Origin of the sequence: Burkholderia aenigmatica (assembly GCF_902499175.1) — a bacterium.
Lineage (GTDB): Bacteria > Pseudomonadota > Gammaproteobacteria > Burkholderiales > Burkholderiaceae > Burkholderia > Burkholderia aenigmatica.
In genome coordinates, this window is the sequence record NZ_CABVQC010000020.1 from 1 (window position 1) to 23,005 (window position 23,005).

Annotated in this window: 21 protein-coding genes and 1 pseudogene; 16 read left to right on the forward strand and 6 right to left on the reverse strand. The window is 68.8% G+C overall.

Annotated elements, in window-relative coordinates:
• Both BDO18943_RS15980 and BDO18943_RS15985 read left to right on the forward strand, forming a co-directional pair.
• A pseudogene (locus BDO18943_RS15980) lies at window positions 1-210 on the forward strand (hypothetical protein); the annotation flags it as partial.
• Window positions 207-710, forward strand: a complete 504-nt coding sequence (locus tag BDO18943_RS15985) for a periplasmic heavy metal sensor (protein WP_175023202.1) — start codon at window positions 207-209, stop codon at window positions 708-710. The pseudogene BDO18943_RS15980 and the gene BDO18943_RS15985, both read left to right, overlap by 4 nt.
• Window positions 711-857: 147 nt before the next feature.
• On the opposite strand, the gene BDO18943_RS15990 is transcribed toward BDO18943_RS15985, so the two are convergent.
• The gene (locus BDO18943_RS15990) at window positions 858-1,859 is read right to left on the reverse strand and encodes an alpha/beta hydrolase (protein WP_235996054.1); all 1,002 of its coding nucleotides are present in this window, start codon (window positions 1,857-1,859) and stop codon (window positions 858-860) included.
• Window positions 1,856-2,221 (reverse strand): hypothetical protein, encoded by a 366-nt coding sequence (locus BDO18943_RS15995; RefSeq protein WP_175023204.1) that lies wholly within the window; start codon window positions 2,219-2,221, stop codon window positions 1,856-1,858. The genes BDO18943_RS15990 and BDO18943_RS15995 overlap by 4 nt, the downstream gene beginning before the upstream one ends.
• A gap of 442 nt (window positions 2,222-2,663) precedes the next feature.
• Here BDO18943_RS15995 and BDO18943_RS16000 point away from each other — a divergent pair, with 442 nt between their 5' ends.
• From BDO18943_RS16000 to BDO18943_RS16015, 4 genes are all read left to right on the forward strand, one after another.
• Window positions 2,664-4,058 (forward strand): DUF1800 domain-containing protein, encoded by a 1,395-nt coding sequence (locus BDO18943_RS16000; protein WP_175023206.1) that lies wholly within the window; start codon window positions 2,664-2,666, stop codon window positions 4,056-4,058.
• 2 nt (window positions 4,059-4,060) lie between these two features.
• On the forward strand, window positions 4,061-5,218 hold the full coding sequence (locus BDO18943_RS16005; RefSeq protein WP_374101915.1) for a DUF1501 domain-containing protein: 1,158 nt from the start codon (window positions 4,061-4,063) through the stop codon (window positions 5,216-5,218).
• Window positions 5,219-5,280: 62 nt separating this feature from the next.
• Complete coding sequence (locus tag BDO18943_RS16010) at window positions 5,281-5,499, forward strand: YXWGXW repeat-containing protein (protein WP_043191099.1); 219 nt, start codon at window positions 5,281-5,283, stop codon at window positions 5,497-5,499.
• A gap of 178 nt (window positions 5,500-5,677) precedes the next feature.
• Complete coding sequence (locus BDO18943_RS16015; RefSeq protein ID WP_175023210.1) at window positions 5,678-6,076, forward strand: lysozyme inhibitor LprI family protein; 399 nt, start codon at window positions 5,678-5,680, stop codon at window positions 6,074-6,076.
• 46 nt (window positions 6,077-6,122) lie between these two features.
• Here BDO18943_RS16015 and BDO18943_RS16020 read toward each other — a convergent pair whose 3' ends face one another.
• The gene (locus BDO18943_RS16020) at window positions 6,123-7,316 is read right to left on the reverse strand and encodes a tyrosine-type recombinase/integrase (RefSeq protein WP_175023212.1); all 1,194 of its coding nucleotides are present in this window, start codon (window positions 7,314-7,316) and stop codon (window positions 6,123-6,125) included.
• A gap of 385 nt (window positions 7,317-7,701) precedes the next feature.
• Between BDO18943_RS16020 and BDO18943_RS16025 the strand changes: the two genes are divergently transcribed.
• On the forward strand, window positions 7,702-8,082 hold the full coding sequence (locus BDO18943_RS16025; RefSeq protein WP_175023214.1) for a DUF4377 domain-containing protein: 381 nt from the start codon (window positions 7,702-7,704) through the stop codon (window positions 8,080-8,082).
• A 9-nt stretch (window positions 8,083-8,091) separates the two neighbouring features.
• On the opposite strand, the gene BDO18943_RS16030 is transcribed toward BDO18943_RS16025, so the two are convergent.
• Window positions 8,092-9,480: a DHA2 family efflux MFS transporter permease subunit gene (locus BDO18943_RS16030; protein WP_175023216.1), complete on the reverse strand. Its 1,389-nt coding sequence runs from the start codon at window positions 9,478-9,480 to the stop codon at window positions 8,092-8,094.
• A 158-nt stretch (window positions 9,481-9,638) separates the two neighbouring features.
• Here BDO18943_RS16030 and BDO18943_RS16035 point away from each other — a divergent pair, with 158 nt between their 5' ends.
• Window positions 9,639-10,499, forward strand: coding sequence for a LysR family transcriptional regulator (locus BDO18943_RS16035; protein WP_175023218.1), 861 nt, complete (start codon window positions 9,639-9,641; stop codon window positions 10,497-10,499).
• Window positions 10,500-10,601: 102 nt separating this feature from the next.
• Here BDO18943_RS16035 and BDO18943_RS16040 read toward each other — a convergent pair whose 3' ends face one another.
• The gene (locus BDO18943_RS16040; RefSeq protein WP_043190962.1) at window positions 10,602-10,952 is read right to left on the reverse strand and encodes a VOC family protein; all 351 of its coding nucleotides are present in this window, start codon (window positions 10,950-10,952) and stop codon (window positions 10,602-10,604) included.
• Window positions 10,953-11,210: 258 nt separating this feature from the next.
• Here BDO18943_RS16040 and BDO18943_RS16045 point away from each other — a divergent pair, with 258 nt between their 5' ends.
• From BDO18943_RS16045 to BDO18943_RS16075, 7 genes are all read left to right on the forward strand, one after another.
• The gene (locus BDO18943_RS16045; RefSeq protein ID WP_069252948.1) at window positions 11,211-12,350 is read left to right on the forward strand and encodes an LLM class flavin-dependent oxidoreductase; all 1,140 of its coding nucleotides are present in this window, start codon (window positions 11,211-11,213) and stop codon (window positions 12,348-12,350) included.
• 163 nt (window positions 12,351-12,513) lie between these two features.
• The gene (locus BDO18943_RS16050) at window positions 12,514-13,707 is read left to right on the forward strand and encodes an acyl-CoA dehydrogenase family protein (RefSeq protein WP_089452817.1); all 1,194 of its coding nucleotides are present in this window, start codon (window positions 12,514-12,516) and stop codon (window positions 13,705-13,707) included.
• Between the two features lie 10 nt (window positions 13,708-13,717).
• On the forward strand, window positions 13,718-15,478 hold the full coding sequence (locus BDO18943_RS16055) for an FAD-dependent oxidoreductase (RefSeq protein WP_175023220.1): 1,761 nt from the start codon (window positions 13,718-13,720) through the stop codon (window positions 15,476-15,478).
• On the forward strand, window positions 15,475-15,993 hold the full coding sequence (locus tag BDO18943_RS16060; protein ID WP_122949524.1) for a flavin reductase family protein: 519 nt from the start codon (window positions 15,475-15,477) through the stop codon (window positions 15,991-15,993). Before BDO18943_RS16055 ends, BDO18943_RS16060 begins: the two co-directional genes overlap by 4 nt.
• Before the next feature lie 15 nt (window positions 15,994-16,008).
• On the forward strand, window positions 16,009-17,058 hold the full coding sequence (locus tag BDO18943_RS16065; RefSeq protein WP_175023222.1) for a ferredoxin--NADP reductase: 1,050 nt from the start codon (window positions 16,009-16,011) through the stop codon (window positions 17,056-17,058).
• Window positions 17,059-17,098: 40 nt separating this feature from the next.
• Complete coding sequence (locus BDO18943_RS16070; RefSeq protein WP_321533535.1) at window positions 17,099-18,685, forward strand: FadD3 family acyl-CoA ligase; 1,587 nt, start codon at window positions 17,099-17,101, stop codon at window positions 18,683-18,685.
• A gap of 32 nt (window positions 18,686-18,717) precedes the next feature.
• On the forward strand, window positions 18,718-19,491 hold the full coding sequence (locus tag BDO18943_RS16075) for an SDR family NAD(P)-dependent oxidoreductase (RefSeq protein ID WP_175023225.1): 774 nt from the start codon (window positions 18,718-18,720) through the stop codon (window positions 19,489-19,491).
• 174 nt (window positions 19,492-19,665) lie between these two features.
• Here the strand turns inward: BDO18943_RS16075 and BDO18943_RS16080 are convergent, their stop codons facing one another.
• Window positions 19,666-20,985, reverse strand: a complete 1,320-nt coding sequence (locus tag BDO18943_RS16080; protein WP_175023227.1) for a WD40 repeat domain-containing protein — start codon at window positions 20,983-20,985, stop codon at window positions 19,666-19,668.
• A 973-nt stretch (window positions 20,986-21,958) separates the two neighbouring features.
• Here BDO18943_RS16080 and BDO18943_RS16085 point away from each other — a divergent pair.
• On the forward strand, window positions 21,959-22,636 hold the full coding sequence (locus BDO18943_RS16085) for a hypothetical protein (protein WP_175023229.1): 678 nt from the start codon (window positions 21,959-21,961) through the stop codon (window positions 22,634-22,636).
• Window positions 22,637-23,005 lie beyond the last annotated feature (369 nt).

The window sequence follows — 23,005 nt, forward strand, 5'->3', positions numbered from 1 at the left end:
GTCGCGACGGCGCCCGCACCGCGCCGCGCGCGGCGGCGGGGCGCCGTGTGGTGGTCGGGAGCGGCATTCGCGGGCGTGGGCCTGGCCGGCGCGCTTGCGGGCGCGGTGGCCGTGTCGATGCTGATGCTCGGCAGCGTGCCGCCTTCGCATGAGCCCGGCTATCTGACAACGACGTTCGGCGGACCGAGCGTGGACTGGAGTGATGAATGAGTGAGCGTGGCTGGAAATTCATCCTCGTCGGTTCGGTCGTGCTGAACGTATTCATGCTCGGCGCGATCGGCGGCGGCGCGTATCAGTGGTTCTCGACGCATCGCGACCTGCGGGCCGCGGGCGCACCGGCGTCGCGCACCGCATTGCGTTTCGCTGCGAACGAATTGCCGGATACGCGCCAGCAGGAATTCGCCGCGGCACTGAAGGCGGCGCGCAAGGACGGCCGCGATTTCGCGCGGGAAGGGCGCGACGGCCGGATCACCGTGCTGGATCTGCTCGCCGCGCCGCAACTCGATCGTACGGCGATCGACGCCGCGCTCGACCGCACGCGTGCGGCCGATACCGCGCTGCGTGCGCAGGTCGAGCGCAGCGTCGTCGATTTCGCGGCGACGCTGACGCCGGACGAGCGCGCGAAGTTCGTCGACGGGTTGCGGCGTAGCGGTAACTGGCGGCTGCCGCCGAAGTTGCAGAAGAAACAGGGCGACGCGGCGAGCAAGTAAACAAACGCCGCGCGGGCGACGTGCGGCGGCGTGCCGTTTCAGTGATGCGCAACGCGTACGCGGAAGGCATGGCCGTCCATGCTGGCAGGCAGGTGACAGCGAAGGATTACAAGAGGCAACCGCGACTGCACCACACGGCGCGCACGTTCAACGAGCGAGCATCCACGCGGAGATCGCGTCGACCACGCCGCTCTCCAGGCCATTGAAGCCGTGATAGGCAAACGCCTCGCACGGATCGCCCCGGGACGTGCCGCCCGACACGATCATCAGGTCGGATTTCGGCGACTGGTCCAGCTTCTTCATCAGCGTATCCGTTTCGGACACCGGACAATTCCTGCAGCCGTCTTTCTCGTGATGCACGACGAGCACCGGAATCCTGAGGCTGGCAAGGTTCATGTCCGTGACCGCCGTACCCCCTCTGTCTTCGCGGAGGATGGTGGACGTCAGCACGATACCGTCGGGCCCGCCGCCGCCGGCCAGTGCAATCGCAATGGCGGCGGCGGACTGGGTGCCGCGGCTCGTTCCGACCAGCCAGACCGGTACGTGGAGTTGCTCTCTCAACCAGGCGATCACCGCACGCGCGTCGTCGGCATGTTCCTTCGACAGTCGAAAACCGTTGAGGTAGGGCGCGGATTGCCGGTCGCTCGGTGCATCGATCACTGCGACAGCGATGCCGTCCTTCACGAACAACTGCCGGGTGCGGACGAGAAAGTTGCCTCCACCCCATCCGAATCGTCCGGATGGATCGAGCTGCAGCCCGCCGTGTCCGCCGGCATAGAGAATGGCCGCGGCCTTCGGCGCGTCCGGTGCGATGAAGAGAAACCGTTGGGTCACGCCGGGACGGGTCGGAATGTCGACGACCTTGGGCGGGTTCTGCGCATGCGCCGGATAGCCGTGCAGCGTCAGTGCGACTGCAAGCAACCACGCGCCGGTCCAGCGCGTGGGCGGACGCATCGAACCGAAGCAACGAATCCGCGCGCGCAAGCTGACGGGAAGAGTGGGCATCGTAGTGGCGGCCAGCGCATTCCACTGTGGCGGGCGGGAATGCGGCAGCTTCTCCTGGTCAATGTCGTGGCGCCACGTCGACGCGAGGTGTGCCGAGCCGTGGCTGCCCGAGCGCTCGTATTCGTTCCGACGCGCGGCGTTCAATGCGATTCGACGAACTGAATGATTTCGCCGTTGTCGCGCCTGAGATAGAGTTCGTCGCCCTTCACGCGAACGTCGTTGCACGAGTACGGGATCTTGCTGCCCTTGCTGCAGACCTTGCCGTCCTCGGCTTTCCAGTCGCCGTGATCGGCGAACCCCTGGCTCGACTTGAAATCGTAGTCGCCGCCGTTGCCGTACTGGACATGCCACTGGGTACCGTCCGCCAGTTTGATGTCGAATGCCTTGCCCGCGAGACGTTGCTGGATGTCCGATGCAGCAGGCGTGGTGGCCCCTTCGGGAAAGGCCGATTGAGCGGCGAAAGCGATAGCGGGAGTCAGCAGGAGGAGGGCGAGCAGCTTGGTCATGGTCAGTCTCCGGGTGTACCGAATTCTTGCTTTGGGTCAAGACGCCGAAACTCCCTGACGCGCGGGGCGATACATGCCATTGAGTCTAGGTGGCTTTCGGGGAACGGCAAGCGCCGGGCACCTGCGGCCGGCAAGGCGTCATTTCAGGCGTTCAGGAGGGTTTCGGTCGACGCGCCTTCCGATCGGCGCCGTGCCGGTCAGGCTGGTGAAAGCCCTTTAACCGAATGTCGAAACGTGCCGTCCTCCGCAGGGGCACGGAACCGCGATACGGCGGAGCGATCCACCGGGTCGCTGCATTCGTCAGCCGAATCCGCGACGGGAATTCGAACGGCAACACGCACGCATTCGCCGCCGCGCGACGCACCAGAAATATTCGTGTTCCCGGCGACGGATTTTCCGCCGCCCGACGTTAAACACGGGTACGCATCGCGAGAGCCCCGTCATGGACCACCCGAACGACATCACACCGGCCGCCATCGCGCTGAACCGTTTCGGTCTCGGCGCGCGGGCCGACGAAGCGCCGCCTGCCGACCCGAAGGCGGCGCTCGTCGCGCAATTCGACCGTTACGACGCGCGGCCCGCCGCGTGGGCCGGCGAGCCCGACGCTGTCGCGCTTGCCACGCGCTTCGCGAACGCGCGCAACGCAATGACGGCCAACGATCCGGCAACGAAGCGCGCGACCGAGCAGTCGATCCGGCGCGACGGCAACGACATGTATCGCAGCGCCGTCGTCGCGCGGCTGAACAGCGCGCTGATCACGCCCGCGCCGTTCGTCGAGCGGCTCGTGCATTTCTGGGCGAACCATTTCGCGGTTTCGGTCGACAAGGGGCCGGTGGCGGCCTATGCGGGCGCGTTCGAACGCGACGCGATCCGCCCGCACGTGCTCGGCCGTTTCGAGGACATGCTGGTTGCCGTCGAGCAGCATCCGGCGATGCAGCTCTTCCTCGACCAGGCGCGCTCGGTCGGCCCCGACAGCCCGGCCGCGCTGCGTGCCGAAGCACGCGATCCGTCGGCGAAACGCGGGCTCAACGAGAACCTCGCGCGCGAAATCATGGAGTTGCACACGCTCGGCGTACGCACGGGTTACACGCAGGCCGACGTGACGGAATTCGCGCGTGCGCTGACCGGCTGGAGCATTGCCGGCGGGCGCGGCCCGCAGCCCGGCGACGCGGCGCCCGGCGCGTTCGTGTTCCGCCCGAAACTGCACGAACCCGGCGCACGGGCCGTGATGGGGCGCAGCTACGACCAGCCCGGCGAAGCGCAGGCGCGCGCGATTCTGTACGACCTTGCGCATTCGGAGGCGACCGGCCGGCATATCGCGTTCCAGCTGGCCCGCCATTTCGTCGCCGACAATCCGCCGCCCGCGCTGACCGACCGGCTCGCCCGCGCGTTCGATGCGAGCGGCGGCGATTTGCCGACCGTCTATCGCGCGCTCGTCGATGCACCCGATGCGTGGTCGCCGGTCAACCGCAAGTTCAAGACGCCGTGGGAGTGGGCCGTGTCGTCGCTGCGCGGGCTTGGCTGGCGCGACACGGGCGACCTGAAGGCTGCGCCGCTGCTCGCGCAGCTCGGCCAGCCGGTGTGGCGGCCCGGTTCGCCGGCCGGATACGACGACGTTGCCGCGAGCTGGGCCGCGCCCGACGCGCTCGTGCGCCGCGTCGAGCTTGCGCAGCGGCTGGCCGCGCGCACCGGCGACCGGCTCGATCCGCGCGCGCTCGGCAACACGCTGCTCGCCGGTTCGTTGAGCGCGCCGACGGCGACCGCGCTGTCGCGCGCCGAAAGCGCGACCACGTCGCTCGCGCTGCTGCTCGTCTCACCCGATTTCCAACGGAGATGACCATGGCACTGTCCCGCCGCCAATTCCTGAGCGTGGCCGCCGCTGGCGCAGGCGCGATCCTCGTCGCGCCGCGGATCGTGTTCGCGAACGTCGCGACCGACCGGCGCTTCGTGTTCGTGATCCAGCGCGGCGCGGCCGACGGCCTGAACATCGTCGTCCCGTATGCGGAGCCTGCGTACGCGTCGCTGCGCGGCCCGCTCGCGATCGACGCGGCGGCCGCGACGCGGCTCGACGGCACGTTCGCGCTGCATCCGTCGCTCGTGCAGACCGCGCAGTTGTACCGCGACGGGCAGGCGCTGTTCGTCCATGCGATCGCGTCGCCGTATCGCGACCGTTCGCATTTCGACGGCCAGAACGTGCTCGAGACGGGCGGCCGCGCGCCGTACCAGGTGAAGGACGGCTGGCTGAACCGGCTCGCCGCGCTGCTGCCGGCCACGCGCGAAAGCGCGATCGCGTTCGCGCCGACCGTGCCGCTCGCGTTGCGCGGCACCGTGCAGGCCGCTTCGTACGCGCCGTCGGGGTTGCCCGCCGCGCCGGACGACCTGCTCGCGCGCGTGTCGGCGCTCTACGAGGCCGACGCGCAGCTCGGCCCGCTGTGGCAATCGGCGATGGACGCGCGCGGCCTCGCCGGCGATGCGCATGCGCGGCAGGATCCGGCGGGTGTCGGCAAGCTCGCCGCGACGTTCCTCGCGCGCGACGACGGCCCGCGCATCGCGATGATCGAGACGGGCGGCTGGGACACGCACAGCGCGCAGAACGCGCGGCTCGCGAATCAGCTGAAAGCACTCGATACGATGCTCGCCGCGCTGCGCGACGGCCTTGGGGCCGCGTGGCAGCAGACCACGGTGCTGGTCGCGACCGAGTTCGGCCGCACGGCTGCCGCGAACGGCACCGGCGGCACCGATCACGGGCAGGCGTCGGTCGCGATGCTCGCGGGCGGTGCGGTCGCCGGCGGCCGCGTGATCGCCGACTGGCCGGGCTTGCGGCCGGGTGACCTGTACGAAGGGCGCGACCTGAAGCCGACCGCGTCGCTCGACGCGCTGATCTCGGGCGCCGCCGCCGAAAGCCTGCGGCTCGATCCGCACCGCACCGCGTCCGCGCTGTTCGCGGAAAGCGGTGCGACGCGGCCGATGAGCGGGCTGGTTCGCGGAGCCGCGTGACGCGCGGCGTTGCCGTTTCGGCACTGAATCCATCCACTACACAACAGGGAGAATGCAAGATGTTGAAGATGCGATCCGTTTCGCTCGCCGTGCTGGTCGCGGCCAGTGCGACGCTGCTGTCCGCGTGCGTGGTCGAACCCGTGCGGCCGCCGCAGCCGGCGCCGGTCGTCGAGGTACCGACTCCGATGCCCGCGCCAGGCTATCGCTGGGCGAAGGGGCATTACCGGTGGGCCGGCAATCACTGGGCGTGGGTGCCCGGGCACTGGGTGGGCGTGTACTGATCGGGCGTAACGTGCCCCGCGGCGCGGGTGCGGAAGAGGCGGAGCAGCGTATTGAAATGCGATGCGCGTTGGCCTAAGCTGCCGGATCGCGGCGACGGGCATCCGGCGATGGGCTTCCCCGTTCGTCCGTCACGGCGAGCCGATCCACGGCCGCCGTTTTCTACCTCACGGCACCCACATGAAAGCATGGCTCGTTGCGCTGGCCGTCGCGGCCGGCATGACCGGCGCGCACGCTGCGTCGTTCAACTGCGCGAAAGCATCCACGTTCGTGGAGCGCGAAATCTGCGCCAATCCGACGCTGTCGCGTCTCGACGATGCGCTCAACGCGGATTACCAGCACATGCTCTACGACTTCAGCAACTATCCGGTCGAGGATCCGCCGGAGTATGAGCAGTTCATGGCGACCCAGAAGGCATGGCTGAAGGCGCGTAACCGCTGCACGACGACGCAGTGCCTGATCGACAGCTACCGCAAACGCATCGACGTGATGTGCGGGCAAATCGACTGGCAGGTGAAAGGCGATCGCGCGAAATGCCGCAGCAATGGCGGCCTGGGCGGGCTCGAACTCGATCACTGAGCGCGGACACGTTGCGCGAGCCGGGATCCGTCAGGCCGGTGCGGGCCTACCACCCGATCCGGTGCTTCTCCTCCGTCTCGCGATGCCGCCAGTCGTCGTCCGCGTGCAGGTACTGGCTCGTCGTCGTGAGCGACACGTGGCCGAGGTTGTCGCGCACGAGCCGCAGGTCGACGCGGCCGTCGGCCATGTGCGAGCCCGCGCTGTGGCGCAGCCAGTGCGCGGACGCCTGTTCGAGCACGCGCGCCTGCTGCTCGCCGGCTTCGCCGTTCGCGCGCAACCGGTCGGCCGCATGCCGGAACACCTGCTTCACGATCCCGTGCAGCGCCGCGCGCGTGAGCGGCTTGCGCGTCTGGCCGACCGGCAGCACGAGCGGCGTGGGCTCGCCGTCGGACGGCAACGCGGACAGGCCATGCGCACGCCGGTAGCGCGACAGCTCGGCCATCATTTCGTCGGTGGCCGGCACGAGCCGCTGCCGGCCGCCTTTGCCCGTTACGTCGAGCCACCAGCGGTCGCGCCCGTCCGCGTCGCGCCGGCAGAAGAACTGGCCCATCGTCGTGTCGGCCGCTTCGGTGATGCGCAACCCGCCGAGATACAGCAGCGTGAACAGCCAGCGCGCGCGATCCGCATGGAAGCCCGCCCGCGCGTCGTCGCGCGGCATCGCGGCGATCGCGTCCTTGACCGACTGCCACAGCGGCTGCCCGAGATGGCGCGTGACGCGCGGCGCGGGCCGGCGCTGCCGCTGCCGCGACAACGCGAGCGGATTGCCGGCCAGGTAGCCGGCCTGCACGAGCCACGAGAACATCACGTTCAGGATCACCAGTGCCTGCCGCTGGCTGGCCGCCGACAGCGGCCCGTAGAACGGCCGCCAGCGCGGATCGTCGCGCGGATGCTTGCGTCCGCCGTTCGCGCACCACAGGTCGGCCGGCGCGGGGGCGAGCAGGAACTGCCGGTACACGATCAGATCTTCGTGCGTGAGCGACGACAGCGGCTTGCCGCACGCGATCACGGCCCACAGCAGCAGGCGTTCGGCTTCCTTGCGATAGTTCTGGAACGTGGTCGGCGTATCGACGAAGCGTGCGAGCCATGCGCGCACCGCGTCGAGATCGTTGGTCGCGGCAATCTGCGGATGTGCGCTGTTCGAGCGGTTGGCGCCCGTGCGTCCGTCGAGCGCGGCCGGCACGGTCAGCGCATCGATCGGCAGCGGGCGCAGCGCGGTGTCGGACGGAACGGGTGAGGTCATGCGAAGCGGGGTGCGCTGCGCGGATCGTACGCTGGGAGCCGGGCGGACGAACGCAGCGCGATCAGGCATATCGGGAAGCGCCGATGGTACACGATTGCCACGCGGCGAACCGGCCGGCGACGATCACTTCGGTCAGCCGACGGCATGCCATTCGGCAACGTCCCGACGAGCATCGCCTGTCGCGTGACGCCGATCGGCGAAAGAATCGCTGCATGCGCGGCCCGCTGGCGGCGATGACTGCGGCCGAACCGGCCCACCGTAACGTGACGCCTCGCAAGCGACATCCGGTGAACGAGGGGCAGATCGATGACTGTAAGCTATCTGTGAACTTTCTCGTTGCACTGGCCGTCTAAACGGCCCTCCAACGCTTCCTGAGGACCATCCGATGATTCGCCCATCCAGAACGCTGCTCGGCGCGGCCGTCATTGCCGCCAGCACGCTCCTCGTCGGATGCCAGACCGACGCAGTCGCCACGTCGCCGAACGCGGTGCGCCCGGCCGATGCCAAGCCGGTGACCAGGACCGTCTATGTCGCGCCGCAATCCGCGCGCTGCACCGGCGTCGCGCCGATGGAGTGCCTGCAGGTGCGTAGCAGCCCGAGCGAGCCGTGGAGTCTGTGGTACGCCGGCATCGAAGGCTTCGCGTACCAGCCCGGTTACCTGTACACGCTTGAAATCGACGAATACCGCGTCGCGCAGCCGCCGGCCGACGGCTCGTCGATCCGCTGGGTGCTCAAGCGCGTCGTCGAGCGCCGTCCGGCGAACTGACGGCCGCGCTCACGCGGACGGGCGCGCCGCCGCACTGGCCGGCGGCGCGGCCGTATCGATCCGCCGGAACACGACGGACGACAGCAGCGTCACCAAACCCATGCAGGCGAACGACAGCATGAACCCGTGCGCCATCGAGCCCCGATAGGCGGCAAACACGTTGACGAGGCCGCCGCCGATCGACACGCCGAGCCCCATCGCCAGCATCTGCATCATCGTGAACAGGCTGTTGCCGCTGCCGGCGTCGGCATGCGACAGCCCCTTGAGCGTCACGCCGTTCATCGCCGCGAACTGCATCGAGTTCGCGGCGCCGAACACGATCAGCAGCACGCCTTCCAGCACCGGCGCGGGTCGTGTCGACACCAGCGCGAACCCCGCGATCGCACACCCGACGATTCCCGTATTCACGACCAGAAATGCAGCGTAGCCGAAGCGCTTCACGAGCGGCGCGATCCAGCGTTTCGCGATGACGCCCGCGATCGCGGCCGGCAGCAGCATCAGCCCCGACTGCAGCGGCGTATAGCCGAGCTGCACCTGCATCAGCAGCGGCAGCATGAACGGCACCGAGCTCGTGCCGATCCGGCACAGCAGGTTGCCGAGCAGCCCCGAGCCGAAGTTCGGCTCGCGGAACAGCCCGAGCCGGAACAGCGGCTGCGCGCGGCGCCGCGCGTGCGGCAGGTAGGCAAGCGCGCTCGCCAGGCCGACGACGGCCAGCCCGGCCGACCACGCCGCGCGCTGCGCGGGCATCGGCGGATCGATCGCGAGCGACAGCGCGATCATCGCAACGGACAGCAGCGCGCAGCCGACGAAGTCGAACGGCGGCGGCTGCGTCAGCTGGTCGTGCGGCAGATAGCGCTGCACCGCGAGGAAGCCGACCACGCCGACCGGCACGTTGACGATGAACACCCAGTGCCACGAGATCGCCTGCGTGAGCCAGCCGCCGAGCGTCGGCCCGGCGATCGGCCCGAGCTGCGCGGCGACCGACACGAACGCGAGCGCCGACACGTACTGCTCGCCCGGCACGCGGCGCAGCACGGCGAGCCGCCCGATCGGCAGCAGCATCGACCCGCCGATGCCTTGCAACGCGCGTGCGGCGACGAGCTGGCCGAGCGTATGCGATGCCGCGCAGCCGATCGACGCGAGCACGAACACGAGAATCGCGAGCGAGAACACGCGGCGCGTGCCGAACCGGTCGGCCAGCCAGCCGGACGCGGGCGTGAGCATCGCCATCGTCAGCGTATAGACGACCACGACGGGCTGCATCGCGAGCGGCGACGCGTGCAGGCTTTGTGCGATTGAAGGCAGGGCGGTGTTGACGATCGTCGTGTCGAGCGACTGCATGAAGAATGCAGCGGCGACGATCCAGAGCAGCGCGGTGTGTGTGGGTTCTCGGGACATGGCGAAATCGGTGGTGCAAAGGCCGGCGCGGGCGGCGCCTTGACGCGGTCGCACGGCGCCTGCCGGTCTTCAAGCGCTCGATGGTACCGATTCCGATGGTCATCGGGAAGCCGCCTGACGACGTTGACTGTCATCGGTCATGCCGATGACAATGCGGGATGCTCAATCCCGTCTGGCTCAAGACGTTCGCGACCGTCACGAACTGCCGCAGCTTCACCGAAGCGGGCCGGCAGCTCGGGCTCAATCAGTCGAGCGTCAGCGAACACATCCGTCGTCTCGAAGAGAGCGTCGGCCGGCGGCTGTTCGTGCGCGACACGCATTCGATCGCGATGACGGCCGACGGCGAGGCGCTGCTCGTGCATGCGAACGTGATCCTGCAGGCGTTGAACCGCGCGGAATCGCAATTCCGCAAGCCGAGGCTGCAAGGGCTGGTGCGGCTCGGCGCGCCGGACGATCTCGCGCTCGTCGCGTTGCCGGACGTGCTCGCCGGGTTTCGCGCCGCGCACCCGGACGTCGCGCTGGAGATCACCACCGGCATGACGAGCCGGCTCTACGAAGGGCTGGACGCGGGCGCGCTCGACCTGATGATCGGCAAGCGGCGGCTCGGCGAGCGGCGCGGCACGCCGCTCTTGCGCGCGCGGCTCGAATGGGTCGCGCGGCCCGGCACGGTCGTCGATCCGGAGCGGCCGCTGCCGCTCGTGCTGGTCGCCGAGCCGAGCGTGACGCGCGGGATCGTCCTGAACGCGCTAGCGGAGAAGGGGATCGGCTGGGAAGTCGTGTGTTCGAGCAGCAGCCAGCCGGGCTGCATCGCGGCCGCGCGCGCGGGGCTCGGCCTGACCGCGACGTCGCACTATTTGTCGACGCGCGGGCTTGCGCCGCTGGTCAACGGCGACGCGCTGCCCGTGCTGCCCGACATCGAATTCATCGCGCTGGCCGCGAAGCGGCTCAGCCAGCCGGCGCGCACGCTGCTCGAATTGCTGGAAGCGAGCGACTTGCGCGCGCCCGGCACGGCCACCTGACGCGGCCGACGGGCCGACGGCCCAACGGCCCGACGCGCGGCGCCACGCGCCGGCGCCCGCGAAGCCCGCCGGGCCGCGTGCGGCCATGTGCGGCGATGTGCATCAGGCGGCCCGTTTCTGCGAAATCACCAACAGCGCGCCGTTCTTGTCCTCCAGCACCGCGCGGTATTCGTGCGGCCCGGCCTGCACGGGCACGCGCACCGATGCGCCGGCCTTCACGACCCGCGCCATCGCCGCATACAGGTCGTCGTCCTCGTCGACGCGCAGCGTCAGCGCCGCGCGCTCGACGATCTGCTCGTCGCCCGCGACCAGCGCGATCGTCAGCGGACCGCCGTCGAGTGCGCAATAGCGGTCGCCGTCGCGGAACTTCACGTTCAGACCCAGGCCGTCGACGAACAGCGGCAGCGCCGTGTCGATGTCGGCGACCGGATACAGCAGCATGGATACCTTCATTCCCTCTCTCCCTTGTCGTTGGCCGGCGCATGCAAGGCGCCGCCGTTCGATGCTAGCGCGCGGTTCGCCGCGTCACGCAGTCCGATCGGATGACGGTGAAACCCCTCTGTCCCCGCAGGCGTACCGGTACTCCGAACAGACGATGCCCGCGCCCGTCCGCGCGCCGACACTCCCATTCGTGGACCGTCGCGCTTCGTCCGTATCGTGCGGGCGGGCTGCACGACCCCGACTCGTCCAACAACCATGGAGACGCACGCAATGAAGTTTTCCCTCATCTACGAAGCCCAGACCACCGACGCATCGCGCGAGGGCGACCACCGGGTATTCAAGGAGACGGTCGAACAGGCGCTGCTCGCCGAGCAGGTCGGCTTCGACACGATCTGGTGCGTGGAGCACACGTCGCTGACCAACTATGCGCACATGAGTGCGCCGGAAACCTTCCTTGCGTACCTGGCCGGCCGCACGACGCGCATCGGCCTCGGCCATGGCGTCGTGTGCCTGCCGCCGGCGATGAACCACCCGATCAAGGTCGCCGAGCGCGTCGCGCTGCTCGACATCCTGTCCGGCGGCCGCGTGCACTTCGGCGTCGGCAAGGGCGGCAGCCAGCAGGAGGCCGGCGCGTTCGGCTACGACCTCAACGAACTGCAGCCGATGATCGACGAATCGATGTACCTCGTGCCGAAGATGTTCGTGCAGGACGAGATCGAGCATGACGGCAAGTACATCAAGATTCCGAAGCGCCCGATCCACCCGAAGCCGTTCCAGGATCCGCACCCGCCGATGTACCTGGCTTGTACGAACACCGACGCGCTGCTGCGCGCCGGCCAGCGCGGGATGGGCGCGCTGGTGCTCGGCTTCGGCGGCCCCGACGAAGTCGCGAAGAAGAACGCCGTGTACCGCGAAGCCTGGGCGAACCGCAAGCCGGAAGACCAGGTCGGCTTCCGCCCGACCCAGCACCTCGCGGCGCTGTGCCCGACGGTCGTGATGGCAGACGGCCAGGCCGCCCGCAAGATCGGCATCCGCGGCCAGCGCTATTTCATGGAATCGCTCGCGTACTGGTACACGGGCGGCGAGCGTCCGGACCCGGCGAAGTGGGGCGACGATCTCGTGCAGGCCGACACCGGCGAGATGGTGATCCGCTCGCGCTTCGCGTCGGAGGAAGTCGTCGTGAACTTCGCCGACCCGGCGCTCGCGATGATGAACCCGAACCATGCGTACGGCACGGTGGACGACTGCATCGGCTATGTCGGCCGCCTGCAGGAAGCCGGCGTCGACGAAGTGCTGTTCCTGTGCCAGATGGGCACGGTGCCGCACGACGCGCAGATGGAGACGATCCGCAACATCGGCGAGCACGTGATCCCGTTCTTCAACCGCGAGAAGGAGCGCGCCTGCGCGTGATGCACCGGGCCGCGCCCGTCGTCCGGTCGGACGATGCGGCGCGGCGGCGCGAAGCCGACCATCGACGATGGCGAGCATCGCCCGCGGCCAGGCCGCGCCGAACAACTTTGAACGAGAGCGGGGCAGGCGCCGCGGCGCATCACCCGCTTCACAGGAGACATTCGTGCATCGCGACAACGATTCGAACGCACTGGCCGCCACGCTGATCGCCCGCGCCGAGGCGCTGGCGCCGACGCTCGCCGGCCGCGCCGCGCAGGCGGAAGCGCAGGGCCGCATCCCGGCCGAGACGATCGCCGACATGCAGGCCGCCGGCTTCTTCAAGGTGCTGCAGCCGAAACGCTACGGCGGCTACGAGCTCGATCCGCAGACCTTCTTCGACATCCAGATGGCACTGGCGCGCGGTTGCATGTCGACCGCGTGGGTGTACGGTGTCGTCGGCGTGCACAACTGGCAGCTCGCGCTGTTCGACGCGCGCGCGCAGCAGGACGTGTGGGGCAACGATCCGGCGACGCTGATCGCGTCGACCTACATGCCGGTCGGCCGCGTGACGCCGGTCGACGGCGGCTTTCGCCTGTCCGGCCACTGGAAGTTCTCGAGCGGCAGCGAGCTGTGCGAATGGGTGTTTCTCGGCGCGCTGGTGCCACCGGCCGAAGCCGGCCAGCCGCCCGAATACCGCACCTTCCTGCTGCCGAAAGCCGACTACCGGATCCAGCAGGACTGGGACGTGCTCGGCCTGCGCGCGACGGGCAGCCACGACATCGTCGTCGACGACGTGTTCGTGCCCGCGTACCGCACGCACAAGGCGATCGACGGAATGATGGGCACGAGCCCTGGCCTGGCCGTCAACGATGCGCCGCTGTTCAAGCTGCCGTTCGCGCAGATCTTCGTGCGTGCAGTGTGCACGTCGTGTATCGGCGCGCTGCAGGGCGCGCTCGACGATTTCACCGGCTACGCGGCCACGCGCGTGTCGGCCAACAGCGGCGCGAAGACGACCGACGATCCGGGCGCGCAGGGCGCATGTGCGAACGCGGCCGTCGCGATCGACGAGATGCAGGTGCTGCTCAAGCGCAATTTCGCGGAGCTGATGGCGTCGGTCACGGGCGGCCCGGCCGTGTCGATCGAGCGCCGCGTGCATTTCCGCTACCAGTCGGCCCAGGTCGCCGAGCGCTGCGCGCAGGCCGCGAACGCGCTGCTGCGCTACGCGGGCGGCAACGGCATCTATCACCGCAATCCGCTGGTGCGCCGCTTCCTCGACCTGCACGCGGCCCGCGCGCACTACGCGAACAACGTGGACCGCTTCGGCCAGAATCTCGGCGCCGTGATGCTCGGCCGCGAGAACACCGACTTCTTCATCTGATGAGGCCGCGATGAACGACCCGCAAGCACAGCAATACGTGTTCGACGTGGTGGTCGTCGGCTCGGGCGCCGGCGCGCTGCTCGCCGCGTGCCGCGCGGCCGATCGCGGCCTGTCCGTCGTCGTGATCGAGAAGACGGCGCTGTACGGCGGCACGTCGGCCGTGTCGGGCGGCGGCATCTGGGTGCCGTGCAACCACCATATCGCCGAGCTGGGCGCGACCGATTCGCGCGAGGCCGCGCGCGGCTACATCGAAGCGTGCGTGGCCGGCGAATCGACGCCCGAGAAAATCGACGCGTATCTCGACCGCGCGCCGGAGATGCTGCGCTACCTGGAATCGAAGACGCCGGTACGTTACCAGTCGCTGCCGAAGTACGCGGACTATTTCCAGAAGGTGCCGGGCGCGATGCCGGGCTATCGCGCGCTCGATCCGCTGCCGTTCGACGGCGGGCTGCTCGGCGACGAGTTCGACCGGCTGCGGCCGCCGTCGCCGGGCACGCTGATCGGCGGGCGCGTCGCGGTGACGTCGAAGGAAGCGCACACGCTGTTCTCGCGCGGGCCCGGCTTCATGAAGCTCGCGATCGCGCAGTTCGGCCGCTACTGGCTCGATATCGGGATGCGCCGCCGCACGCGGCGCGACCGGCGCCTGACGCTCGGCAATGCGCTGATCGGCGGGCTGCGCCGCGCGCTGCTCGACCGCAACGTGCCCGTTTGGCTCGACACGCCGATGCGCGACCTGCTCGACGTGGGCGGCCGCGTGACGGGCGTGCGCGCGCAGCGCTTCGGACAGCCCGTGACGATTACCGCGCGACGCGGCGTGATCCTCGGCGCGGGCGGTTTCGAGCGCAACCAGCCGATGCGCGAGCGCTACCTGCCGCAGCCGACGCAGGCGCGGTGGAGTGCGACGCCGCCGGCCAATACCGGCGACGCGATCGCCGAAGGCCACCGGCTCGGTGGCGCGCTGGCGCTGATGGCGCACGTGTGGGGCGCGCCGACGGTCGGCGTCGCGGGCGAGGAGAAGCAGCGCGCGCTGTTCGTCGAACGCAACCTGCCGGGTTGCGTGATCGTGAACAGCCTCGGCAAGCGCTTCGTCAACGAAGCCGCGCCGTATTCCGAATTCGTGCCGGCGATGTATCGCGACCACGCACATACCGGTGCGAGCGTGCCGGCGTGGATGGTGTTCGACGCACGGTTTCGCCGCAAGTATCCGTGCGGGCCGATCATGCCGGCATCGATGATGCCCGATACGAAGATTCCCGCCGCGTTTCGCGACGTGCTCGTGAAAGCGGACACGATCGACGCGCTCGCCGCGCGCATCGGCGTCGACGCGGCCGGCCTGCATGACACGCTGCGCGACATGGCGCGCTATGCGGTCACCGGGATCGACGAAGCGTTCGGCAAAGGCGACAACCTGTTCGACACGTACTACGGCGACCCGCAGAACCAGCCGAACCCGTGCCTCGGGCCGGTCGACCAGGCGCCGTTCTACGCGGTGCGGATCGACGCGGGCGACATCGGCACGAAGGGCGGGCTCGTCACCGACGTGCACGCCCGCGTGCTGCGCGCCGACGGTGAGCCGATCGATGGCCTCTATGCGATCGGCAACACCAGCGCATCGATGATGGGCGCGAGCTACCCCGGCGCGGGCTCGACGCTCGGTCCGGCGATGACCTTCGGGTATCTCGCCGCCGACCACCTGGCTGCTCGCGCAGCCGACGCCGGCGGCCCGCCCGCCCGGCCATCCACGACTGAACTTGACGGAGTCCGATCATGAGCGATCTCACCACCCATCCGCTGCGTACCGACATGCTGCTCGCGATGCGTCGCCTCGCGCGCTCCGTCACGGTCATCAGCAGCGCGCACGACGGCCGGCGCTATTCGATGTCCGCGACGGCGGTCGATTCGCTATCGACCGATCCGCCTTCGCTGCTGATCTGCATCAACCGCAGCGCGTCGCTGTATCCGCCGCTCGACGCGGGCGCCGGGTTCTGCGTGAACGTGTTGTCGGCGGCCCACGAAGGCATCGCGATCGACTGCAGCGGCCGCCTGAAGGGCGAGGCGCGCTTCACGACCGGCGACTGGCACACGTCGGCGCACGGCGTGCCGTATCTGCGCGACGCGCAGGCGAACCTCGTGTGCGAGCAGGACGGCCGGTTCGAATACGGCACGCATACGGTGTTCATCGGCCGCATTCGCGAGGTGCTGATGAGCGGCGACGTCGATCCGCTCGTCTACCTCGACGGTGCGTACACGACGCCCGGCGCGCCGCTGGCCCGTGCGGCCGCGTGACGTGAGGAGCCGGCCATGAGCGATTCGCGCTTCCATCGGCTGACCGTGGCCGACGTGATTGCCGAAAGCGACGACGCGTGCTCGTTCGTGTTCGACGTGCCGGCCGCGTTGCGTGATGCATTCGCGTACCGGCCCGGTCAGTTCCTGACGCTGAACGTGCCCTGTGCGGATGCGACCGTCGCGCGCTGCTACTCGCTGTCGAGCGCGCCCGGCATCGACGCCGCGCCGAAGATCACCGTCAAGCGCGTGCGCGACGGCCGCGCATCGAACTGGCTGTGCGACCGTGTGAAGGCAGGCGACGCGCTCGACGTGCTGCCGCCGGCCGGCGTGTTCACGCCGCGCACGCTCGATGGCGACCTGCTGCTGTTCGCGGGCGGCAGCGGCATCACGCCGGTGCTGTCGATCCTGAAATCGGCGCTCGTGCACGGACGCGGGATGCTGACGCTGATCTATGCGAACCGCGACGAACGCTCGGTGATTTTTCGCGACGAACTGCAGCAGCTCGCGCAGCGCCACCCGGGCCGCATGCGCGTGATCCACTGGCTCGACAGCGTCCAGGGCATCCCGCAGCAGCGCCATCTCGAGGAACTCGCGCGGCCGTTCAGCCAGCAGGAGACCTTCATCTGCGGGCCGGCGCTGTTCATGGAGAACGCGCTGGCCGCGATGCTCGGCCTTGGATTGCCGCGTTCGCGCGTGCATGTGGAGCGTTTTGCGTCGCTGCCCGATGCGCCGGCACAGGCTGCTGATACGGCTATGTCGAGCGCAGCGGGGGCCGCAGCGTCCGGCGACGGCGCGGCGATCGAGACGGTGCTCGACGGCGACGCGTTCGCGTTCGACAGCGCGCCCGGCGAAACGCTGCTCGACGCGATGCTGCGCGCGGGCGTGCCGGCGCCGAATTCGTGCCGGATGGGGCAATGCGGCGCGTGCATGTGCCGGATCGAGCGCGGCGAGGTGGCGCTCGACAGCAACCACGTCCTCGACGACGACGAGATCGCGGCCGGCTGGACGCTCGCCTGTTGTGCACGGCCTGCGAGCGACGCGCTGCGCGTGGTGTTTCCCGACTGAGCCGTGGCGCGCCGGCGGCGCGCACGGCCACCTGATGCCTATGACGATGGACAACGAAATCCTGACCACGCCCGCGCTGATCGCACGGGCAGCCGCGCGCCACGGCGCGCATCCGGCGATCGAATCGGCGCATGGCCGGCTGACTTACGCGGAACTCGACGCGGCACGCCTCGACGCGGCCCGCGCGCTGCTCGCGAGCGGCATCGCGGCCGGCGACCGCATCGCGGTGTGGGCGCCGAACCTGCCGCAATGGATCGTCGCGGCGCTGGCGATCCACACCGTCGGCGCGATCCTCGTGCCGGTCAATACGCGGATGAAAGGGATGGAGGTGGGCGGCATTCTGCACGACGGCGGTGCACGGCTGCTGTTCTGCTGCGGCACCTTCCTCGGCGAATCCTACCCGGCGATGCTCGCGCCGCACCGGCCCGCGACGCTCGAGCGCGTCGTCGTGTTCGACGGCGAGCCGCCTTCAGGCGTGAGCGACGAAACCTGGAGCGCGTTCCTCGCGCGTGGCGCCGACGTGCCGCTGGGCGCGGTGCGCGAACGCGAGGCCCAGGTGACGCCCGACACCGTGATGGACCTGATGTTCACGTCCGGCACGACGGGCCGCCCGAAGGGCGTGATGACCGCGCACGGCCAGAACCTGCGCGCTGCGCAGGCATGGGCGGCAATCGCCGGCGTGCGGCCCGACGACCGCTACCTGATCGTCAATCCGTTCTTCCATACGTTTGGCTACAAGGCAGGCTGGCTCGCCGCGCTGGCGAGCGGTGCGACCGTGCTGCCGCACCTCGTGTTCCAGCCGGCCGACGTGCTGCGGCGCGTCGCCGACGACCGCATCTCGGTGCTGCCCGGCCCGCCGACGCTGTACTACGCGCTGCTCGACGCATCCGATCGCGCGACGCGCGACCTGTCGTCGCTGCGGATCGCGGTCACGGGCGCGGCGGCGATCGCGCCGAGCCTGATCGAGCGGATGCGCGCGGATCTCGGCTTCGAGACGGTGCTGACCGGCTACGGGCTGACCGAATCGTGCGGTTTCGCGACGCTGTGCCGTCAAGGCGACGATGCGGAGACGGTCGCCTATACGTCGGGCCGCCCGATGCCGGATGTCGAACTGCGCATCGCGGGGCCGGGCGGCGCGCCGCTCGGGCCGGACGAGACCGGCGAGATCTGGGTGCGCGGCTACAACGTGATGCGCGGTTACTTCAACCAGCCGGACGCAACGCGCGAGACCGTCGATGCGGACGGCTGGCTGCATACGGGCGATCTCGGCTGTGTCGATGCGAACGGCAACCTGAAGATCACCGACCGCATCAAGGACATGTTCATCGTCGGCGGCTTCAACTGCTATCCGGCCGAGATCGAGCGGCTGCTCGCCGCGCACCCGGCGATCGCGCAGGTGGCGCTGGTCGGCGTGCCCGATACGCGGCTCGGCGAGGTCGGGCATGCGTATGTCGTGCTGCGGCCGGGCATGCATGCCGACGCTGACGCACTGAACGACTGGGCGCGCCGCAACATGGCGAACTACAAGGTGCCGCGGCATTTCACGTTCGTCGAGCAACTGCCGACGAGCGCGGCCGGGAAGGTGCTGAAGTACCGTCTGCGGACGGGGATCGAGGCGGCGGCCTGAGCGCCGCCGCGACACACGAACGGGATGAACGCATGAACGACAACGGGTTTCCGCCGGGCGCGGTGCTGGTGTTCGGCGGCAGTGGCGGGATCGGGCAGGGGGTTGCGCTCGAGTTTGCGCGCGCCGGCGTGCCGGTCGCGGTGGGCTACCGCAGCAAGGCGGACGTGGCCGAGCGCGTCGCGCGCGACATTCGCGGCGCAGGCGTCGCGGCCACCACGCACTGCGTGGACGTGACCGATTCCGCCCAGGTCGACGCGGCGCTCGCGGCTGCAATCGGCGCGCACGGCCGCGTGCACACGGTCGTCTGGGCGGCCGGGCCGTTCGTGAACCAGCGTCATATCGGCGACATGACGCACGACGATTGGCGCCGCGCGATCGACGTCGAGACGATCGGCTTCTTCGTGGCGGCGAAAGCCGCGCTGCCGCACTTCCGCGCGTCGGGCGGCGGATCGTTCGTGACGCTCGGGTCGGCCGGGCACCTGCGCTGGCCCGACCGAGACGGGCTGTCGGTCGCGCCGAAGGCGGCGAACGAGGCGCTGGTCAAGGGGCTGGCACGCGAGGAGGGGCGTTACGACATTCGCGCGAATTCGATCCTGGTCGGCGTGATCGAGGCCGGGATGTTTCCGGTGCTGCTCGAACAGGGACAGTTCGACCAGGCGTGGATCGACGAAACGCAGAAGATGCTCGCGCTCAAGCGCTGGGGGAAGGCGTACGACGTCGGGCGGGCGGCGGTGTTCCTGGCGTCGGACCGGGCCAATTACATTACCGGGCAGCAGTTGAATGTGTCAGGCGGGTATGGGCTGTGACGGTTGAGGTGCTGCGGGCAAGGTAGTGCGCGCCCGCGATTCCGATAGGGCGCTGTAGCGATGCCTGCCCCATGAGCGAGGAGCAGGCATCGTGTGCCCGTCATGTCGGCTTGCGTATTCCGGTGACAGACCGCTTCGTGTCAGCGTCGACGCGGGGAAACCCGAGGGTCGCGATCACCACGCCAGCGGTGCCGGCTCCGTTTTCCAGAACAGCCAGCGCCGGCGTTCGAGATGCATGCCGTTGCCGATCTGGTATGGCTGCTGCCGCCCGGCATCCAGTTCGATAATCGACACGTAGCCGGCACAGGTCGAGACGACGAGCGTTCGGCCGTCGTCCGATAGATCCATGTCGCAGATCGTCGAGCCGACGAAATGTTGCCAACGGGCGTTGCCGTCCGTGTCGACCGCGCGCAGATAGCCGCCGGCATCGCCGAGGATGAATTCGTCGCGACGCGCGGCAGACGCGTAGACGCGTGCGTTGCCCTCGATCACTTTTACGCCGTCTGCGTCCTCGTAGAAATCCGAGTGCAGCCCGGGAAGCTTGTCGACCTGTACGCCGATCGTTGCGCCATTGTAAAAGTGGCAGGCGTTCAGCGCGAGCACGCTGCCGTCGGCGCTGAACACGGCATGGTGCGGATACTCGCCGTGCGGGCCGACTGTCGCGATGCATTGCAAGCGGGCGTCGAATACCCGATGCTCGCCGTCCTGCGCGCCGACTGCAATGAGCGATCCGTCCGAAGACAGCGCGCCGTGCTCCATGTCGAGCGACACGTCGGGCGCGTCGTCCGGATAGTTCTTGCGGAGCCAGTCGAAATGCTCCTGCATTTGCTCTTGGGTCGGCAGGAGCAAATGCGCGCGTTGTTCGTCCAGAACGTATGTGCCGTCGGCGGAGACCAGCAGCACGCGCTTGCCGTCCGGAAACGGGATGAGCCGGGTCGGCTTCGGGTGCGTTTCGCGCGGCGGGACGTCGAACCCCTCCGGTACGCCTTCCTGGCCCGTCGGCCAGGGGCACCATGCAACACGCGGCCCTTGCCAGCCGTCCGTCACCTCGACGCCTTGCTCGCGTGCGACGGCGAAGAAACGCCGGCGCGGGCAGCGGCCGAAGAAGAGGACGCCCGGGATGTCGGTGATCGTGTCGCCTTCGATATGCAGAACCTTGCCAGGTTCGTACGTTGCACCGAGGCGCACGAGGATGCCACCGTCACGCAGCGCGAGCACGGCCGCAATGCTCTGCGCGTTTTCCTCCAGCAACGGCATCAACGGTTCATGCGCGAGCGGCCATTGTGCCCGGATGTCCTTTCGCTCGGGGGACGCATTGGCTTCGCGAAGCGATGCCAGCAAGGCAGGCAGCAGGTCGTCGCTGTTCGCGAATTCGGGGGCATCGCCGGCCTCGTCCCAGCCTTTGGCGAGCCCGGTTGCCACGTAACGGTTGATCTCTTCGGCGTAGTCGAGCACGCGGTGTTGCCATAGCGCTTGCGCTTCGTCCTGGTTCATTCGGTTTCTCTCGGATTGGATCGGCGTTGGTTCGACGCCGTTGGTTTTTTGTAGACGGGTTCAGCCATTCGGACAACCGGCGTGGCCCGTTGCGACATGCGCCGGCCGATTCTACCGTCATGCCGTGACATTGAATTCGATGGACTTGCCCGGGGCACGCTCTCGGCCCGGGTATGGGGTGTAGCGGGGTGCGGAAATGCGTGGTCGAGCGATTGCGCTCCCGTATCGAGCTTCATCGGCGCCGACATTACCTGTCTTTCCCGCTCTTGAAATCGTTTACGACGCGGGTCGATATGTCGACCGGTTCCCGCCCATCGTTTCGGCTCGCTTATCTCCCCGGTGCACGACGCGGACAAGATGGATGCGCACGCATCGGTATTCACCCTGCATCGCCACGCGCGATCGCACATCGGCCTCGCGCGCGACCGGCGCGAGGTCACATTCTTGCAACGCATTCTTCAATGCATTGCGCCGCACGCGTTCGACGACAACGACGACACGCATGCGCTGAAGGCCGTCCCGCCTCGTTCGGCACGCGTTGCGGCACCGATGCGCGTCGCGGCGGATCGCGTGTCCCGGCATCGACCGCCGAATAAGGATGCGCGCCTGAAACATTTCCTCCTGTTACAGCCCGCGCGACCTTCCGTGTTTTGCGGTGACGCTTGTCCCGCATCGGTTTGCGCCGCATGGCACGCGCTTTGCGGTTGACCCGGTGCCGCCGGTGCAAACGAAATGGGCAACAACGATGAACGCATCGTCGGCATGCAACGACATCGAAACAATCGGGGAATCGGATCGGGCCGCGGGCGCCGCGTGGGGTGGCGCACCTGCTGCGCATGTCGTATCGGCCATGTGTACGGGGCAACGCGTGCCCGATCCGTAGAACAGCAAGCGTGCTTGCAAGGTGTCGTGTCGGGGTTCGCATCACGCAGGGCGGCGCAGGCCGCATGCGTTGGCGAGGCGCGCCCGGCACATGTCGGGGGAGGCGCCCGTGAAAATGACGGTGAACCAATGGGCAGCGGTCGCGGTGATGTGCGCCGCGAGCGCGCACGCGCAGGAGATCTACCTGCAGGGCGGCACGCAGGGCGTCGGTATCGGCGCGGCCGTGAGCTTCAATTCGATCCTGGGGGCGCATGCGGACTTCAATGCGATCGATCTTTCGCATGACTTCACGGTGGCGGGCAATCGCTATCAGGACGACCTGAAGCTGCGCCAGGGCGGCTTGTACGCGGACATCTTTCCGTGGCGCGGCAGCGGCTTTCGGGCGACGCTCGGGATGCGCTTCAACGACGACGATATCCGCGGCGTATCGGTGCCGACCAACGGCACCTATGTGTTCGGCGGCAAGCACTATCCGGCGATGCCGGGGATGTACGCGGTGGCGGAAGCGCGCTATCCGACCGTGATGCCGTACGTCGGGATCGGCTACGGGCATCGGCCGGCGTCGAAAGGGCTGGGATTCGTCGCCGATCTCGGCGTTGCGTACGGGATCCCGAAATGTTCGTACACGCTGTCGCCGGAACTGGCGGCCGCGGCCGGGCCGGCGAAGAGCCAGGTTCTGGTCTCGAGCGGGCTGGATTCGCTGCGGCAGGTGATGTCGCGCTATCGGTGGTATCCGGTTTTGCAGATCGGGATTTCGTATCGGTTCTGAGCGGTTGCGCTTCCGTTGCGTGTGCCGGGCGGGGGATGGCCGGCAGCGCCGATACGGGCGGGACAACGGGTGCCGGCAAGGGTGGCAGTTGACGACCGTCGCGAGCGCGACGCGCGACGGCGGTTTGCGCGTGCCTTCAACGGATGGGACGACTGGCTGATCGGCCGTCTTTCCCGCCGGACCGATCCGGCTTGCCTTGCACCCAGCGGTTCGACGTGTCGGGCGAGCTGCGCATGTCGAAAGGATTCATGCGCCCCGTTGCCGTTCGCCGACGCCAACCACCGTCCTCTCTCCGCCAATGGCGGTGATAGCCGTGATTGCAACGGGTGTCATGGCACTATCATTGATATCAGCCTGGATGGAGGGAAT

Bases quoted from the DNA above. Each gene is read 5' to 3' on its own strand.
- BDO18943_RS16070 (WP_321533535.1), top strand. From the start codon at position 17,099: ATGACGATGGACAACGAAATCCTGACCACGCCCGCGCTGATCGCACGG.
- BDO18943_RS16055 (WP_175023220.1), top strand. From the start codon at position 13,718: ATGAACGACCCGCAAGCACAGCAATACGTGTTCGACGTGGTGGTCGTC.
- BDO18943_RS16030 (WP_175023216.1), bottom strand. From the start codon at position 9,480: ATGTCCCGAGAACCCACACACACCGCGCTGCTCTGGATCGTCGCCGCT.
- BDO18943_RS15995 (WP_175023204.1), bottom strand. From the start codon at position 2,221: ATGACCAAGCTGCTCGCCCTCCTCCTGCTGACTCCCGCTATCGCTTTC.
- BDO18943_RS16040 (WP_043190962.1), bottom strand. From the start codon at position 10,952: ATGAAGGTATCCATGCTGCTGTATCCGGTCGCCGACATCGACACGGCG.
- BDO18943_RS16035 (WP_175023218.1), top strand. From the start codon at position 9,639: ATGCTCAATCCCGTCTGGCTCAAGACGTTCGCGACCGTCACGAACTGC.
- BDO18943_RS16045 (WP_069252948.1), top strand. From the start codon at position 11,211: ATGAAGTTTTCCCTCATCTACGAAGCCCAGACCACCGACGCATCGCGC.
- BDO18943_RS16060 (WP_122949524.1), top strand. From the start codon at position 15,475: ATGAGCGATCTCACCACCCATCCGCTGCGTACCGACATGCTGCTCGCG.
- BDO18943_RS16085 (WP_175023229.1), top strand. From the start codon at position 21,959: ATGTCGGGGGAGGCGCCCGTGAAAATGACGGTGAACCAATGGGCAGCG.
- BDO18943_RS16025 (WP_175023214.1), top strand. From the start codon at position 7,702: ATGATTCGCCCATCCAGAACGCTGCTCGGCGCGGCCGTCATTGCCGCC.
- BDO18943_RS16015 (WP_175023210.1), top strand. From the start codon at position 5,678: ATGAAAGCATGGCTCGTTGCGCTGGCCGTCGCGGCCGGCATGACCGGC.
- BDO18943_RS15985 (WP_175023202.1), top strand. From the start codon at position 207: ATGAGTGAGCGTGGCTGGAAATTCATCCTCGTCGGTTCGGTCGTGCTG.
- BDO18943_RS16080 (WP_175023227.1), bottom strand. From the start codon at position 20,985: ATGAACCAGGACGAAGCGCAAGCGCTATGGCAACACCGCGTGCTCGAC.
- BDO18943_RS16005 (WP_374101915.1), top strand. From the start codon at position 4,061: ATGGCACTGTCCCGCCGCCAATTCCTGAGCGTGGCCGCCGCTGGCGCA.
- BDO18943_RS16075 (WP_175023225.1), top strand. From the start codon at position 18,718: ATGAACGACAACGGGTTTCCGCCGGGCGCGGTGCTGGTGTTCGGCGGC.
- BDO18943_RS16065 (WP_175023222.1), top strand. From the start codon at position 16,009: ATGAGCGATTCGCGCTTCCATCGGCTGACCGTGGCCGACGTGATTGCC.
- BDO18943_RS16020 (WP_175023212.1), bottom strand. From the start codon at position 7,316: ATGACCTCACCCGTTCCGTCCGACACCGCGCTGCGCCCGCTGCCGATC.
- BDO18943_RS16000 (WP_175023206.1), top strand. From the start codon at position 2,664: ATGGACCACCCGAACGACATCACACCGGCCGCCATCGCGCTGAACCGT.